We start from the raw sequence: 13,715 nt of genomic DNA on the forward strand, positions 1-13,715 counted from the left end.
CATCGTGACGTTCCTCCCGCCCCGCCTCTACGTCGACGTACACATCCTGCAGACCGTGCCCCCGGCCAATCTCAACCGCGACGACCAGGGCAACCCCAAAGAGGCCTACTACGGCGGTACGCGCCGGTCCCGCATCTCCTCGCAGGCGTGGAAACGCGCCACCCGCATGCACTTCACCGAGCACATGCCCGCCCACGACCTCGCGACCCGCACCCGCCGCGTCGCCGGCGCGTTGACCGACATCCTCAAGGACCGCACGGACCTGGCCGAGGAACCCGCGGGCCGGCTCGCGGACGCCCTGCTGGCACCGCTGAAGATCAGCGCGGGCCGGAAGAAGGGCGACACGGCCTACCTGCTCTTCTACGGACGCAGCCAGCTGGAGAACGTCGCGGGGCTCGTAGGCGACCGCGCCGCCGAACTCGCCGCCCTCGACGAGAAGGATCTGCTGGCCGAGGTCGAAAAGCTGCCGGTGCAAGAGAAGTTCAGCTCCGGGCACTCGCTGGACGTGGCGCTCTTCGGGCGGATGGTGGCCGACATCGCCGCGCTGCGCGTGGACGCCGCCGTCCAGGTCGCCCACGCCCTCTCCACCCACTCCGTGACCCTGGAGTTCGACTACTTCACCGCTGTCGACGACCGCGCCGAGGAGGAGCGGGAGCCCGGCGCCGGAATGATCGGCACCATCGGCTTCAACTCCGCGACGCTCTACCGGTATGCCAGCGTGGGCCTGCACCAGCTCCGGAGGAACCTCGGCGACGACGCGGCCGCCGTCGACGGGATCCGGAAGTTCGTCACGTCCTTCGCCCGGTCCGTGCCGGGCGGCTACCGCAACTCCTTCGCTCACCAGACCCTGCCCAGCCTGGTCTCCGTCGTCGTCCGGCCCGACCAACCCGTCAACCTCGTCACGGCCTACGAGGAGCCGGTCACCCCCGCGTCCGGCGCAACCGGCATCGCCGCCGAGTCCGCCCGGCGGCTGGCCGAGGAGCACCGCACCGCCGTCGACCGGTGGGGCGACACCCCCGCCTTCAGCGCGGTCTGCCACGCCTTCCGCGGCGAGACGGCACGGCGGCTCGAAGACGCCTTCGGCTCGGCTGTCGGCTTTCCCGCGCTGCTTGACGGCCTGGACGCGCACCTGTCCACGGCGATCGGCGAGGCCGGGCGATGACGCCCGAGGAGCCCGGGCTCGCCGCGCCCGACGGTCACGCCGCCCGGCCTGTCCCGGCCGGCGACCGGGCCGTTCTCGTCCTGCGTCTGGCCGGGCCCCTGCAGTCCTGGGGCGCGCAGGGAGCGTTCAACGTACGGGAGACGAAGTCCGAGCCCACCAAATCCGGCGTGACCGGACTGCTCGCGGCGGCCCTGGGGCTGCCCCGGGGAGCGGCACTGGACGAACTGCTGACGCTGCGCATGGGGGTACGGGCCGATGTGCCGGGCACCCTGCTGCGGGACTACCACGTCGTCAGCGACTTCCGCGGCAGGCCGCTGCCCCAGGCCGGGGTCTCCGCCAAGGGGGTGCAGCGGCCCACCTCACCGGCCAAGTACACGCACGTCACCACGCGGTACTACCTCCAGGACGCGCTGTTCGTCGCCGCGTTGGAAGGCCCCCGCGACCTGCTCGACCGGCTCGACGGTGCCGTGCGGGCACCCCACTTCCCGCTCGCGCTCGGCCGCCGCTCGTGCCCACCCACCCAGCCGCTCGTCCTCGGCGTCGAGGAGGGGGACCTGGAGGGCGTGCTGCACGCGCTGCCCTGGCAGGCGTCGCAGCGGGCGCGGCAGAGCTACGCCTACAAGCTGGGCCGCCGTCGCGGCCTGGACGGCCCCTTCCACCCCGCGACGCTGGCCTGCTCGGCGACCCTGGAGCACGCCGACGGTGACGACGTCCTGCGGGACGTACCGCTCTCCTTCGACCCGCACGACCGCGCGTTCGCGGGCCGCCGGGTGCGCCGTGAATGGTTGCGGATCCCGACCGGTTTCGCGGACCCCGACGCCCCCACGGAGTTCGAGACGGACGAGAACGGACACGACCCCTTCGAACTCCTGGGCCGGTGACCCGATGCCGTACCTGTCCCGCATCCGCATCAATCCGCTCCGCGCGGAGAGCCGTCGCTACCTGGCGAGCCCGCACGCCGTGCACGGTGCCGTCATGGGCGGCCTGCCGGGCGCCGCGAGCGACGAACGGCCGCTGTGGCGGCTCGACTCCGACGACCCGCACCGCCCCCACCTGGTCGTCCTGACCCGCGCCCGGCCCGACTGGTCGCACATCGTGGAGCGCGCGGGCTGGCCGGACGCGGACGGCGAACACGCCCTGGTCCGCGACTACGCGCCCCTGCTCACCCACCTCACCCCGGGCCGGGAGTTCTCGTTCCGCCTCACCGCGAACCCCGTGCAGAACTCTCCGACGCCCACCTCGCCCACCCCCACCCAGCGCAAGCGCATGTCCGCCACCGAGAACCCCGCCCGCCGCCGCGGCTTCCGCATGGCGCACCGCACGGCGTCCGCGCAGCTCCTCTGGTTCCTCCAGCGCACCGACCGCTGGGGCTTCACCGTCCCCGAATCCCGCACCGACCCCCCGGCCCCCGGCCTGAACCCCGAGGACACCCCCCACCCGGCTCCCCGAGAAGTACGCATCACAGCCCGCCACCGCCGCACCTTCGCCAAGAACGGCCGCGGCCCCCAACTCACCATCCACACCGTCACCTTCGAGGGCCGCCTCCACATCACCGACCCCGACGCCCTCACCCACCACCTCCTGAACGGCATAGGCCCAGCCAAGGCCTACGGCTGCGGGCTGCTGACGCTGGCGCCGTCCAAGCCCGCCGGTCAATCCGCCGAGGGGTCGTCAAGCCCAGCGGCCACGGAACACGGTCCTGAACGTTTCGCAGACCATGGCGACTGAACAGAGGACCGTCTGCGCCCACACGGTGGTGGTGTCCATCTCCACCTGCGTGGTCCAGACACCGAAGGCGCTGCTGGGCACAAAGCTCCAGAGCGGGAGGTGAGGCAGCGGGACCTTCAAGTTCAGCTCACGGGACTTGGATCGTTTCTCGTGCTTCGCCATGCCACTCACAGCTCCTGGGCCCTGCTTGATAGAGAAGTTGTGCTCTCACCGTAGGGCCGGAGACCGTGGCAGGCAGGACCCAATCCGGTAAGTCGTAGTGGAAGCACGGTGGTTGCCGTACGTCCGCACATAGACACGGCTCGTGCATGTGGAAGAGGGTGCGGCATGATGCTTGTGGCGTCCCTGAGCACATCAGGGGTGGTCCCTTCTCGATCAAATCGACAAGGTGGTCCCCGCTTCGCGGGGCTGCGCACGCTGTCGGCGTGCGGTGTGGACGTGGCTCTACCAGGAGTCACGGCCGGGAGTGATGGTCGGCGGGTGACAAGTGGAGGGCAGACGTCCTCGCCCGCCCGCCGTCACTTCCCCCGAACCAGGTAGCCCGGCACCGGGGACATGCCCGCACGCGGGGACCACCACAACGACCCCGGGTACGGCTTCCACTCCCAGGGATCACCCCCGCACGCGCGGGGACCACGAATACCGGTGGCGCCGCTACCTCGACCACTGGGGACCACCCCCGCACGCGCGGGGTCCGCAAGCCGCGACCTGCGGTTTTATGCTACGGCTAGCCAGTTTCTCTTCACTTCTTGTGATACCGGCATTTCGCTCCTGTAATCACAAATCCATGCACCCTGCGTGCGTAGGGCATGTGCCAGCCAGCCAACAGGAATTGTCGTCGGCCTTACAGCTCAGGCAACCCTATTCCTATCGTTCGCGCCGCTCCGTCGGTCGTCATTTGTCCATCGGGGGACCTCAGTACTTATCGGGGACCTGGGGCAACGCGCACGGGCCGGTGTGTACGAGGGAGAGCACTACGCGGGACGTCCCGAGCCAGACGTGCGGCATGAACCCCTCGCCGGGCCCGAATGTCTTCTGGCAGGACGCGCAGTAGGCCGCTCCCCATCCTGCGTGCTCCCGCGCCCGCATGGTCGCGTGCTTCATGGTCAGGGTCGTATCGCACGGGCCTGTCCGGCAGATCGTGCAGTGCGAGACGTGCTCGTTCCAGTCGAGGTACGCGGCCAGAGCCGCAGCCTGGTCCTCGTGGCACGGTGGGCAGGCGTGCGGGTGGCAGTCGTCGGTGCCGCCGAGGTTCACACCCTGGCCGGGCAGGATCGTCTGCGGGCACCAGACGCAGGCGTTGCCCCACCGCTGCTCGATGGTGAGGGTGCTCGGGGCGGGTACGAGGAAGGCTCGTACGGCCTCGGCCGCGTCGGTCACGTCCACCGCGGCCGCCCCCTGTCGGCGGCGAGCCGGGCCGCGCGCACGGCCCGGCGCAGGCGGAAGCCCTTGCCGCACTCGACGCACTCACGGCACACAGGGCAGTCGTCGAGGTGGCGGAGATGGATCCGGTACAACTCGTCCGCGCGCGAAGCGGCGCTCTCCGTCGCGGTCACGGCTGGATCGCCTCCAGCGTCTCGCCGGTCGAGAGCAGTGCGGCTAGGTGCGCCGGGTCGCACAACTGCCCGCGACGCTCCGGCTGCACAGCCCAGAACGTCACCGGCGAGACCTGTGTGCCCACGCGCGGGACACCCAAGTACGCGCCCGCCCCGAGTCGGTCCGCCTCTCCCTCCCACGCGGCGCCCGGAGGGATGAGCACGTAGTACAGGCCGCTGCCAGTGCGGGTGTCGCGGATGACGGGGCCGTGCAGCCAGTCGTTCAAGGCCTCGCCGACCGTCTTCCGGTTGTCGCTCCCGACGGCGGCGTGGATGTGGAAGGCCGGGACGCGGAGCGCGTCGAAGAGCTGGCCGAGAGGCAACAGCGCGACCCCGTGGTCTGCCCAGTCAGCCTCGGCCCTGCGCGGGGAGGGGTGGGCGCGTGCGAGCCAAGTGCGGATCGCCGCGCGATCGGGACCGTCCATCATCCCACCGCCCGCGGACGGGGGCGCAGGTGCGCGGCGAGGAGGGCAGAGAGCGTTGTTCCCTCGACTCGGGACAGGACGAGCTCGATGTCCCCGCGGTGCTCGTCGAGCGCGTAAAGGGCAAGCGGCACACGCACTTCGCCGGTCCCTGTGTCGACGGACACCGGCTCGTCACGGCGGGGCGAGGCGTGCAATCGGGCAGGTAGAGGCATGGCGTATCCCCCTCGCTGGCTTCAGTGAGGTGGGCACCGTAGGCCCCGGAACGTGCGGGAAGGGGGACGGATTGTCCCCCTGTCCCCGGCTGTCCCTGGTCAGCTCCCGGTCATCACGCCTACGGACTCGGCGAGCCGCCCCGCGTCCTTGCGCATCGCGCGCGGCGCGGAGCGCCAGAGGTCGGCGGCGACGCCGCGGGCGGTCGGGGTGTAGGCCACGGTTTCCTGGCTGATCTCGACGGCCATCTGCATGACGTGCAGGGCAGCGGTGCGATCGCCGCGCTGAAGATGGCCGCGGGCAACCTCGGTCCACAGCCGGGCCCTGCGTTCCAGGCTCGGCATGGTGTCGGGGTCGAGGTCGTCGGCGAGCCCGATGGCGCGGGTGGACAGCTTCAGATCGGTTGCTACCGAGACGGCGTGGAAGTCGACGTTGGCCCGGCCGAAGACCGTCGAGGGGTGTACGTAGGTGGCGGGCAGGCTCTTGGCGACCTGGTCTCCCTTGTCCCAGTACCGCCAGGCGTCTCCCTCTCGGGCTTCGCGTGCGGCGGTGACCGCGGCGTGCAGTTGGAGCGCGCCGTAGATGCCACGCCAGTCTTCGGGGGCCTCGTCGAGGTGGGGACGGAGAAGGTCTGCTGCTTCGGTGACGACGCGCAAGGCCTCCTCGGGGTACGAGGTTTCCCTGAGGATGTTGCCCATGTTCCAGGCCGCCGCCGCCATTGCGGCGGGTTGGTCCGCGTCCTGTGCTGCTGCGAGTGCGCGGTCCGCGACGACCCATGCAAGCTCTGGCGGAGCGATGTAGGCGGTGGCTTGCCCGGTCAGACGGTAGATGTCGGAGAGCGCCACGAGTGCAGCTCGTCGCTCGTCTCCGCCGAGGGCGCGCACGGCCGTTTCGCCGTCGCGGATCAAATCAGGTAGCAGGGACCCGACCTGAGTGCGGTTCCGCTCGCTGCGGTGCCACAGGCGCCAGGACTGATCGGCCCGCCCTTGCAGCAGGGCGGGGTCCGTGGGTGCGGCGGAGGAGGGGCCGAGCGTCCGGTTCATCACGGCGGACCAGATGGCGGGCAGACCGGGGTGGGCGAGACGGCCGACCGGGACGGGCTGCGCGGGGCCGTCGTTGCGTCCGGTGAGTACGGAAAGATCCGAGAGCTGCAGCGCTGCGGCCAGCCGCAGCAGGAGCGTGTGCGAGTCGAGGTCGCGTTCACCTGACTCGATCTTCTTCAACCAGTCGGGGCCTCGTCCGCAGAGCTGCGCCAGACCGGGGCGCGACATACCTCGCGACTCGCGTAGGACCCGAATCCGCTCGCCGATGCTGAGGTCGTCCTGGATGTCCATGCTGCCCCCTCGTCTGGCGGTGCCGGTCTCGCCAGCGTACGGCTCACGTCAATGGGCGGGAGTGACGAAACGGCTCCGCTCTCCCGGAGCAGGGCGGAGGTGTCTGGCGTCGGTCATCGCCGATCTGTCCGCCGCCAGATACCGGCGCTGGCAGCGGTCGCCGAGCTGCTGGATGAGGCCCGCGTCTAGTCGGCGGTCGTGGACGACTGGACCCATTGGAGGTACGCGTCGGCCCCGCCCACGATCGGGGTCGCGCAGACCTAGGGGTTCGTCTGAGTTCGGAGACGTACCAGGCACAGGCCTGTGGCCGGTTGGGGGTCGTACCCGACGAGAGGCAGCAGCGTGCCAGGGCGGAACTTCGGCGCGCGCCGCGTACGAGAACCAGTGGGCAACGGTGAGACCCCCGCACGCGCGGGGACCACATGAGTACATGAGCGGCGAGACGACCAGTTCCGGGACCACCCCCGCACGCGCGGGGACCACTCACCCCGTAGCCCGTGTCAAGCCGGGAGACCGGGACCACCCCCGCACGCGCGGGGACCACAGGCCGTGACCTGCGGCTTCATGTCGCCGTTTCGCGGTTTCTCCCTACTTTGCGAGATATCGGCATATCGGCCATTCATCCTCAGATCGCCGCATGCCCGGCAAGGCACTGTTCCCAGTCGGCCCGGAGGCCGGATGACGCCACGTCGGCGTAACTGTAGGGCTGCTGTAGGGGTGTGGGGCAACCTGTCAGCGGGCGATGTGGGTTGGTGAGGCCTCGCCAACCCGAGGGGTGTGGAAGGTGGCCGTCGGGCTGGGCGGGGCAGGCTATGTGGTACTTCGTCGCGGCCTTGCGTCGGTCGTGAGGCGTGCAGCGCGTACGGCCCGGCGCAGCCGGGTGCCCCGTTCGCAGTCGTCCTGGGTCCGGCAGGTCTGGCAGTCGTCGAGGTGGCGGAGGTGGATCCGGTACAGCTCGTCCGCGTGCGCCGTCACGTCGTCGGCGACCGTCATGACTCGGTCGCCTTCAGCGCTTCGGCGAGCGTGAGCAGTGCGCGCAGGCGGGCGGTGGAGCACAGGTTGCCGGGATACCGCGGGGGCACGACCCAGTGAGTGATCAGCGAGAGGTTCCCGACGCGCGGGACGACGAGGAAGCTGCCCTTGCCGAGGCGTTCCTCCTTGCCGTTCCACTCGGCTCCTGGTGCCACCAGTACGTAGTAGTCGCCGCTGGACGCCCGCAGGTCGCGGACGACTGGACCACCGAGCCAGTCGTCGAGGGCAGGGGCTACCGCCGTCGGGTCTTCGCTGCACACGGAGCGGTGGATGCGTGATGCCGGGACGCGTACCGCGTCGAACCGCACGCCGAGAGGCAGTAGCGCGACGCCTCGATTCGCCCACTCGGTGACGGCCTCGCGGGGGGATGGATGGGCCCTCGCGAGCCAGGCGGCGATGGCGCCGCAGTCGAGTGCCTGCTCCCGCGCGCTGCTTCTCGGGCCTGGCGTGGGGGCCATAGCCTCGCCCATGTTGACTCCTCAATGGTCGGCCATGCCCCCGGGACCGTTCGCGCGGTCGCCGGGGTCGTCTGTTCCGTTCCCCATCGAGGGTCGTCTCGTGCGTGCAACTCCGGGATGACCGGCGGGTGTTACCGAGGCGGTAAAACACTCGTTCCACTCGTGGAATCTTGCTTCGCTGTGCCTACCCTGCTGCGGAAGTTGCCGCCATGAACGCCACGAACCCTGGTCCGCTGCCCGCCGGAATCCTCGAACGGGTCGATGTGCAGCGCGCCCTTGCGGAACACGACTTCGCTGCTGCCTTCATGCTGCTCAAGAAGTACGGTGGCATCTCTCAGAACAAGATCGCGGCAGCGTGTTCGATGACTCCCGGCAAGGTGTCGCAGGTCATCAACGGCGCACAGCAGATCACGAGTTTCGAAGTGGTTTCGCGGATCGCCGACGGGTTACGAATCCCCGGCAAGCTGCTCGGGCTCGCGGAACGCCCTTGGGAGTCGAGGGGAGAAGCACCCCGGGAGACAATCGTCGAGGGACCGTCGGTCGACGAGATCGACGACATGCCATGGCGGCGCGAGACCACAGTGAGCATGGCCACGCGCATGACCAGGAGTGACCTTGTGATGGATCGTCGCGCGGCGTCGAAGGCGATCGCCGCAGCCGCAGTAGGCGGAGCCGCTCTGCTCGAGCCCCTGGAAGGGTGGCTCCTGCCTCTCGATGCGCAGAGTGCCACCGTCCCCGTTGCTCTGCCCCGTGGGCGGCTTGGTGCACGGGAGTGCGGCGAGCTCGAATCGACAGCTCGCAAGTTCCGAGAGTGGGATCACGCGTACGGTGGCGGGCTGCGTCGGAAGGCGGTGATCGGGCAGCTCGCTGAGGTGTCGGACGCGCTCGACGGTCATCAGACGTCGGTGATCGAGCGACGTCTGCTCGGCGTCATGGCGCAGCTCGCGGGCATGGCCGCGACGATGTCGTGGGACTCGGGCATGCAACGGGACGCACAGAGGTACTACCTGCTCGCCCTGCGCTCCGCACACGCCGCCGGCGACGTCGAGTTCGGCACGAATGTGATCGCCGGGATGGCGCGCCAGATGCTCTGTCGCGGCCGTCCGAAGGACGCGGGTGACCTTGTTCGGCTGGCCCAGGACGGCGCCCGCGGAAAGGTCGGCCCCAAGGTACGGGCCATGCTCCACACCCGTGAGGCGTGGGCGTACGCCGCGATGGGACGTGTAGCGGCGTTCCAGCGCGCGACCCTGCAGGCAGCCGAAGTACTTCACGACGCGAAGGGGGCTGATGCGCCCTTCTGGATTGCCTACTTCGACGAGGCCGAACTCGCAGGGGTCACTGGTGGTCGGCTGCTCGACCTCGCACGGCAAGATGCGAGCAAGCACGCCGAGACGGCCGCCGGAAAGATCCGTACAGCTCTGGAACATCGCGGTGCGGAGGCGGGGCGCAGTCACGCACTGGACCACGTCGGTCTCGCGGAGTGCTACTTCCTGATGGGTGACGTCACTTCAGGTGTCGCGCAGACGCACAGGGCAGTCGACGCCGCCGAGCGGACGCAGTCGAAACGCGTACGCGATCTGCTTGGCGAGTTGTACCCGTACACCGTGGGGCGAGACGCGAACCGTGGCATGAGGGAAGCACGGGATAGGGTTCGCGGCCTGTTGGCGAGCTGACGAGAGGGGCACAGGCATGACGGCGTACGCCGTTACCGGACACATGGACTTGACCGACAAGAGCGTCGGACTCGTGCGCGACGCGTTGCGCGAGTTCCTTGCCCGGCATACCGAGGGCGACCTCGTCGGGATCTCGTGCATCGCTGCCGGTTCGGACTCGATCTTCGCTGAGGAACTGCTCGCTGCCGGAGGGCGTCTCGTCGTCGTGCTGCCGTCACGGGACTACCGGCAGGCGAAGGTGAAGCCCCAGCACGCCGAGACCTTCGACCGTCTCGTCGAAGCGGCCACCGAAGTCGTCGTCATGCCGCACGAGACTGCGAACCGGCAGGCGTACGAGTCGGCGAACGGCGAACTGCTGCGCCGCGGCGACCGACTCGTCGCGGTGTGGGACGGTACTCCGCCCTCCGGCAAGGGGGGCGGCACGTCCGACACAGTCGAGCAAGCGCGCGCCGAGGGGCTTGTCGTCGATGTTGTGTGGCCAGAGGGCGCGGCACGCCGAGGCTGACGAACCAAGAGTGAAGGGCCCCTCCCGACCGAAGGCAGGCGGGGGGCGAGGCGATTCAGCGGGCGGGCAGCGCGAAGAGGCCAGACCCAGCGCCAATCACCCCTACGAGTACGGCGATTGTCGCCGGCGGTCATCGCCCCCATCGCACATCAGCGCTGAGGCCACGCCACTGTTGTCGTCCGCTCCGCCCCGTCCGAAGGCGGAACGGCACCGCGCTCCCCACGCACGCGGGGACCACGGAAGCTGTGCGTCGAGACGCAGGGCGTCCAGGGGACCACCCCCGCACGCGCGGGGACCACCGCATCGACTTCCTGGACGATCTCTGCCAGCCGGGACCACCCCCGCACGCGCGGGGACCACAACACGCTGGTTTTCGGCGGTGACGGCGGCCTGGGACCACCCCCGCACGCGCGGGGACCACAGTCTCAGTGGCACACGCGCCCGGTTCGTAGTGGGACCACCCCCGCACGCGCGGGGACCACGACGTCGGTGACCTCTCCGAGACCGAGGTGACGGGACCACCCCCGCACGTGCGGGGACCACCCGACGGCGAGGTCAGCGGCGATCTGTGGCAGGGGACCACCCCCGCACGCGCGGGGACCACAGGCCGTGACCTGCGGCTTCATGTCGCCGATCCGCGGTTTCTCCTTACTTTGCGAGATACCGGCATATCGGCTATTCACCCTCAGATCGCTGCATGCCCGGCAAGGCACTGCTTCCTGTCGGCCCGGAGGCCGGATGACGCCACGTCGGCGTAACTCTAGAGCTGTTGTGGCGGTGTGGGGCAACTCGCGGGCAGGGGGCGTGGGTTGGTGAGGCCTCGCCAACCTGAGGGGTGTGGAAGGTGGCCGTCGGGCTGGGCGGGGCAGGCTATGTGGTGCCTCGGCGCGGCCTCGCCCCGTCTGCGAGGCGTGCGGCGCGTACGGCCCGCCGCAGCCGGGTGCCCTGTTCGCAGTCGCCTTGGATCCGGCAGGTCTGGCAGTCGTCGAGGTGGCGGAGGTGGATGCGGTACAGCTCGTCTGCCACGGCGTGCGTCGTGGTGTGGTCCGGGGTGGTCACTGTTCCTGCGTCCCGGGGGCGGGGGCGACGGCCAGGAGTGCGGAGAGGAACGCGGGGTCGCACAGGCTTCCGCGGCGGGGCGGGGGCACGGCCCAGTACGTGACGGGGGACACCGGCCGGCCGATGCGGGGCACCGCCAGGTAGGTGCCGGTCCCGAGCCGGTCCTCCGCTCCGCGCCAGGGGGTATCCGGCGCTACGAGGACGTAGTAGAAGCCGCTGCCGGTGCGGGCGGCGCGGATGACGGGCCCGTGCAGCCACTCGGCCAGGGCCTCCGCCACGGTTGCGGGCTCGGCGCTGCCCACCGCGTCGTGGACGCGCCGAGCGGGAACGCGTACGGCGTCGAAACGTACGCCGAGAGGCAGGAGCGCGACACCATGACGCGCCCACTCGGACTCCGCCTGACGCGGCAGCGGGTGGGCCTTGGCGAACCACTCCGCGACCCCGCCCCCGCCGGGCCCGTGCACGCTCGACGAGCCCTGCGCGCCAGGACGTAGTGCCGCTTCTCCGGCCCGCTCACCGGGTGCCGCTGCGGAGTCCACGGCTTCGCTCATGTCGACCATGTCGACTCCTTCGCGATCGGTCGCGCCCCGGGCAAGTTGTACCGACTCCCGGGGTCGTCGTATCCGCCGACCGTACGAGTGCGATGCACCGTGCCACCAGCAATGTGCAGATCTGTCTACACACTCCAATTAGCGCAGCTTGATGGCTACTTCGCGCCCTTGCTTGGCCAATCCGATACTGCGACTGTGATGCACACAAGCGCACACCCACAGGAGGCAGTCGTGTCGCTGTTGTTCATCGGTATCGACCCCGAGACGGGGGACAAGCAGAGTCCCACCGTGTGGGTCGACCAGGCGAAGCAGGAGCTCGTCTTCCAGGGCTGGAAGCCGAACCCCGAACTCGAATCGGAATGCGCCGCGTTCGAGATGCCCGGCCACGCCAAGGGCATCCCGGAAGATGAGGCCGTGGTCCGTATCCCGGCCCGGATGACGCACATGATCAGGGAGGCGTGCGATGCCGTCGAGCGTGCCCACATTCGATGAGCTGATCGCGGACTGCACCCGCTCCGCCGTGCATCTTGAGATGCGGGACTCGTACGCCGTCGACTACGAGGAAGGGCCGTTCGCCGACTGGAAGAACGGCTTCCGTCATGATCCGGGCGCGGACCGGGCCTCGTGGTGGCGGCCGTGGCTCGACCTGATCCAGGAGACCGTGGGTCGAGGCGTCACCGTCCGCCGCGCTCGGATCGTGTCCGAGCCCGTCAGCGAGTACACCCGCTTCTTGTACGACGGGACCTTCACCAACGTCGCCGCCGGTGAGCAGGTGCGGTGGCTGCCTCGCCGTCGCGCCTGCGGCATCGCCCTGCCAGGGAACGACTTCTGGCTGTTCGACGGCCGTTGGGTCCACTGGAACCACTTCGCCGGTGACGGCTCCTGGACAGGAGAGGAAGTAACCGACGCTCCGGACTCTGCGAAACTGTGTGCCGATGCGTTCGAGGCGGTGTGGGCGCGCGCCACCCCGCACGACCAGTACGAGATCTACTGACACCGACACCGACACCGACACCGACAGCGCGCAGTGCGTACCGGACAGGCCAGTTCATGCCCATCTCCCCGTCCTCGTCTGCCCAGGCCGCACGCCGGGTTGTCGCACTCCGGCTGCGTGACCTTCGAAAGGCCGCCGGGTTGACGGTCGTTGAGCTGGCTGACCGGTGTGGCTGGCACCACTCGAAGACGTCACGCGTCGAGAACGCCGTCACCGCACCCTCAGCCAAGGACATACGGGCCTGGACTGCGGCCTGCGGGGCAGCTGATCAGGCTGAGGACATCGTCACCCAGTCGCTGAACGCCGAATCGATGTACAGCGAGTGGCGCCATCAGGTGCGGCGCGGCATGAAGCAACTGCAGGACAGCATGGTGCAGTTCTTCCACGACACCCAGCTGTTCCGGATCTACTCCTCGACCATGGTGCCGGGGTTGTTGCAGACCGAGGGCTATGCCGCCGCGCTGCTGAGCCGCATCGCCGACTTCCGCGGCATTCCGTTCAACGACGGCGCGGAGGCCGCGGCCGCCCGCGTCGAGCGGTCCCGCGTCATTCACGAACCGGGCCACCGATTCGTGATGCTCATCGAGGAGGCCGTCCTGTACGCCCAGTTGGGCGACGAGGACGCGATGGCCGCCCAGCTCGGCCACCTCCTCACTGCGGGTGCGCTCCCGCAGGTATCGCTGGGCATCGTCCCCATGGCAACGCGGCAGCGAATGCAATGGCCTGTCGAGACTTTCCATGTGTACGACGACACTCTCGTGTCCGTGGAGTTCCTCTCGGCGGAGGTCAACATCACCCAACCTTCGGAGATCGCCCTGTATCTGAAGGCTTTCGAGCAACTGCGGGGCATGGCGGTCCACGGGGCCGAGGCGCGGGCTCTGATCCTCAAGGCGATTGCCGCACTGAACTGACCGGATCGGCCCGGCCTGCCAGGTGTCGCCGCATCCCCGCCTCCCGGGTGTGGTCGGTGCTGGGGCCGTCGCCGTACC

Annotated in this window: 16 protein-coding genes and 1 CRISPR repeat array; of the genes, 8 read left to right on the forward strand and 8 right to left on the reverse strand. The window is 69.6% G+C overall.

Translation table 11 applies throughout. The features are described from left to right. Positions 1-4 precede the first annotated feature (4 nt). Genes cas7e through cas6e form a run of 3 tightly spaced genes read left to right on the forward strand, consistent with a single transcriptional unit; the run spans position 5 to position 2,890 of the window. The gene (gene cas7e / locus IE274_RS14795) at positions 5-1,162 is read left to right on the forward strand and encodes a type I-E CRISPR-associated protein Cas7/Cse4/CasC (RefSeq protein WP_190116173.1); all 1,158 of its coding nucleotides are present in this window, start codon (positions 5-7) and stop codon (positions 1,160-1,162) included. Next, positions 1,159-2,043 (forward strand): type I-E CRISPR-associated protein Cas5/CasD, encoded by an 885-nt coding sequence (gene cas5e, locus IE274_RS14800; protein WP_190116174.1) that lies wholly within the window; start codon positions 1,159-1,161, stop codon positions 2,041-2,043. The genes cas7e and cas5e overlap by 4 nt, the downstream gene beginning before the upstream one ends. 4 nt (positions 2,044-2,047) lie before the next feature. Beyond that, complete coding sequence (gene cas6e, locus IE274_RS14805; RefSeq protein ID WP_190116175.1) at positions 2,048-2,890, forward strand: type I-E CRISPR-associated protein Cas6/Cse3/CasE; 843 nt, start codon at positions 2,048-2,050, stop codon at positions 2,888-2,890. Between the two features lie 915 nt (positions 2,891-3,805). On the opposite strand, the gene IE274_RS14810 is transcribed toward cas6e, so the two are convergent. The 6 genes from IE274_RS14810 to IE274_RS14835 form a co-directional block, all read right to left on the reverse strand. Further along, on the reverse strand, positions 3,806-4,276 hold the full coding sequence (locus tag IE274_RS14810; RefSeq protein ID WP_190116176.1) for a hypothetical protein: 471 nt from the start codon (positions 4,274-4,276) through the stop codon (positions 3,806-3,808). Continuing rightward, positions 4,267-4,446 carry a hypothetical protein gene (locus tag IE274_RS14815; protein WP_190116177.1) on the reverse strand — a complete coding sequence of 60 codons (180 nt, stop codon included), beginning with the start codon at positions 4,444-4,446 and terminating at the stop codon, positions 4,267-4,269. Before IE274_RS14815 ends, IE274_RS14810 begins: the two co-directional genes overlap by 10 nt. After that, positions 4,443-4,808 carry a hypothetical protein gene (locus IE274_RS14820; RefSeq protein WP_229909551.1) on the reverse strand — a complete coding sequence of 122 codons (366 nt, stop codon included), beginning with the start codon at positions 4,806-4,808 and terminating at the stop codon, positions 4,443-4,445. The genes IE274_RS14815 and IE274_RS14820 overlap by 4 nt, the downstream gene beginning before the upstream one ends. Positions 4,809-5,221: 413 nt before the next feature. Continuing rightward, positions 5,222-6,454 carry a helix-turn-helix domain-containing protein gene (locus tag IE274_RS14825; RefSeq protein ID WP_190116179.1) on the reverse strand — a complete coding sequence of 411 codons (1,233 nt, stop codon included), beginning with the start codon at positions 6,452-6,454 and terminating at the stop codon, positions 5,222-5,224. A gap of 810 nt (positions 6,455-7,264) precedes the next feature. Continuing rightward, positions 7,265-7,447: a hypothetical protein gene (locus tag IE274_RS14830; protein ID WP_190116180.1), complete on the reverse strand. Its 183-nt coding sequence runs from the start codon at positions 7,445-7,447 to the stop codon at positions 7,265-7,267. After that, positions 7,444-7,956 carry a hypothetical protein gene (locus IE274_RS14835; protein WP_229909552.1) on the reverse strand — a complete coding sequence of 171 codons (513 nt, stop codon included), beginning with the start codon at positions 7,954-7,956 and terminating at the stop codon, positions 7,444-7,446. The genes IE274_RS14830 and IE274_RS14835 overlap by 4 nt, the downstream gene beginning before the upstream one ends. A gap of 197 nt (positions 7,957-8,153) precedes the next feature. Here IE274_RS14835 and IE274_RS14840 point away from each other — a divergent pair, with 197 nt between their 5' ends. Both IE274_RS14840 and IE274_RS14845 read left to right on the forward strand, forming a co-directional pair. Continuing rightward, complete coding sequence (locus IE274_RS14840) at positions 8,154-9,617, forward strand: NsdA family TPR-like regulatory protein (RefSeq protein WP_190116181.1); 1,464 nt, start codon at positions 8,154-8,156, stop codon at positions 9,615-9,617. A 16-nt stretch (positions 9,618-9,633) separates the two neighbouring features. Further along, a complete protein-coding gene (locus IE274_RS14845) occupies positions 9,634-10,122 on the forward strand; it encodes a hypothetical protein (protein WP_190116182.1) in 489 nt (162 codons plus the stop codon). Between the two features lie 270 nt (positions 10,123-10,392). Next, a CRISPR array of direct repeats spans positions 10,393-10,726; the repeat unit is 29 nt; unit sequence GGGACCACCCCCGCACGCGCGGGGACCAC. 266 nt (positions 10,727-10,992) lie between these two features. Here IE274_RS14845 and IE274_RS14850 read toward each other — a convergent pair. Next, entirely contained in the window at positions 10,993-11,181 is a 189-nt protein-coding gene (locus IE274_RS14850; protein WP_190116183.1) for a hypothetical protein, read from the reverse strand. Further along, a complete protein-coding gene (locus IE274_RS14855; protein ID WP_229909553.1) occupies positions 11,178-11,741 on the reverse strand; it encodes a hypothetical protein in 564 nt (187 codons plus the stop codon). The genes IE274_RS14850 and IE274_RS14855 overlap by 4 nt, the downstream gene beginning before the upstream one ends. A 222-nt stretch (positions 11,742-11,963) precedes the next feature. Between IE274_RS14855 and IE274_RS14860 the strand changes: the two genes are divergently transcribed. The 3 genes from IE274_RS14860 to IE274_RS14870 are packed head-to-tail and all read left to right on the forward strand — an operon-like array spanning position 11,964 to position 13,637. Continuing rightward, positions 11,964-12,224, forward strand: a complete 261-nt coding sequence (locus IE274_RS14860) for a hypothetical protein (protein WP_190116184.1) — start codon at positions 11,964-11,966, stop codon at positions 12,222-12,224. Beyond that, positions 12,196-12,726: a DUF6879 family protein gene (locus IE274_RS14865; RefSeq protein ID WP_190116185.1), complete on the forward strand. Its 531-nt coding sequence runs from the start codon at positions 12,196-12,198 to the stop codon at positions 12,724-12,726. Before IE274_RS14860 ends, IE274_RS14865 begins: the two co-directional genes overlap by 29 nt. Before the next feature lie 56 nt (positions 12,727-12,782). After that, positions 12,783-13,637 carry a helix-turn-helix domain-containing protein gene (locus IE274_RS14870; RefSeq protein WP_190116186.1) on the forward strand — a complete coding sequence of 285 codons (855 nt, stop codon included), beginning with the start codon at positions 12,783-12,785 and terminating at the stop codon, positions 13,635-13,637. Positions 13,638-13,715: the final 78 nt, after the last annotated feature.

The organism is Streptomyces flavofungini, from assembly GCF_014650815.1.
Taxonomy (GTDB): Bacteria; Actinomycetota; Actinomycetes; order Streptomycetales; family Streptomycetaceae; genus Streptomyces; species Streptomyces flavofungini.

Coding starts and splice junctions, on each gene's coding strand:
- cas5e (WP_190116174.1), top strand. CDS start 1,159: ATGACGCCCGAGGAGCCCGGGCTCGCCGCGCCCGACGGTCACGCCGCC.
- cas6e (WP_190116175.1), top strand. CDS start 2,048: ATGCCGTACCTGTCCCGCATCCGCATCAATCCGCTCCGCGCGGAGAGC.
- IE274_RS14825 (WP_190116179.1), bottom strand. CDS start 6,454: ATGGACATCCAGGACGACCTCAGCATCGGCGAGCGGATTCGGGTCCTA.
- IE274_RS14830 (WP_190116180.1), bottom strand. CDS start 7,447: ATGACGGTCGCCGACGACGTGACGGCGCACGCGGACGAGCTGTACCGG.
- IE274_RS14835 (WP_229909552.1), bottom strand. CDS start 7,956: ATGGGCGAGGCTATGGCCCCCACGCCAGGCCCGAGAAGCAGCGCGCGG.
- IE274_RS14840 (WP_190116181.1), top strand. CDS start 8,154: ATGAACGCCACGAACCCTGGTCCGCTGCCCGCCGGAATCCTCGAACGG.
- IE274_RS14845 (WP_190116182.1), top strand. CDS start 9,634: ATGACGGCGTACGCCGTTACCGGACACATGGACTTGACCGACAAGAGC.
- IE274_RS14855 (WP_229909553.1), bottom strand. CDS start 11,741: ATGGTCGACATGAGCGAAGCCGTGGACTCCGCAGCGGCACCCGGTGAG.
- IE274_RS14865 (WP_190116185.1), top strand. CDS start 12,196: ATGCCGTCGAGCGTGCCCACATTCGATGAGCTGATCGCGGACTGCACC.
- IE274_RS14870 (WP_190116186.1), top strand. CDS start 12,783: ATGCCCATCTCCCCGTCCTCGTCTGCCCAGGCCGCACGCCGGGTTGTC.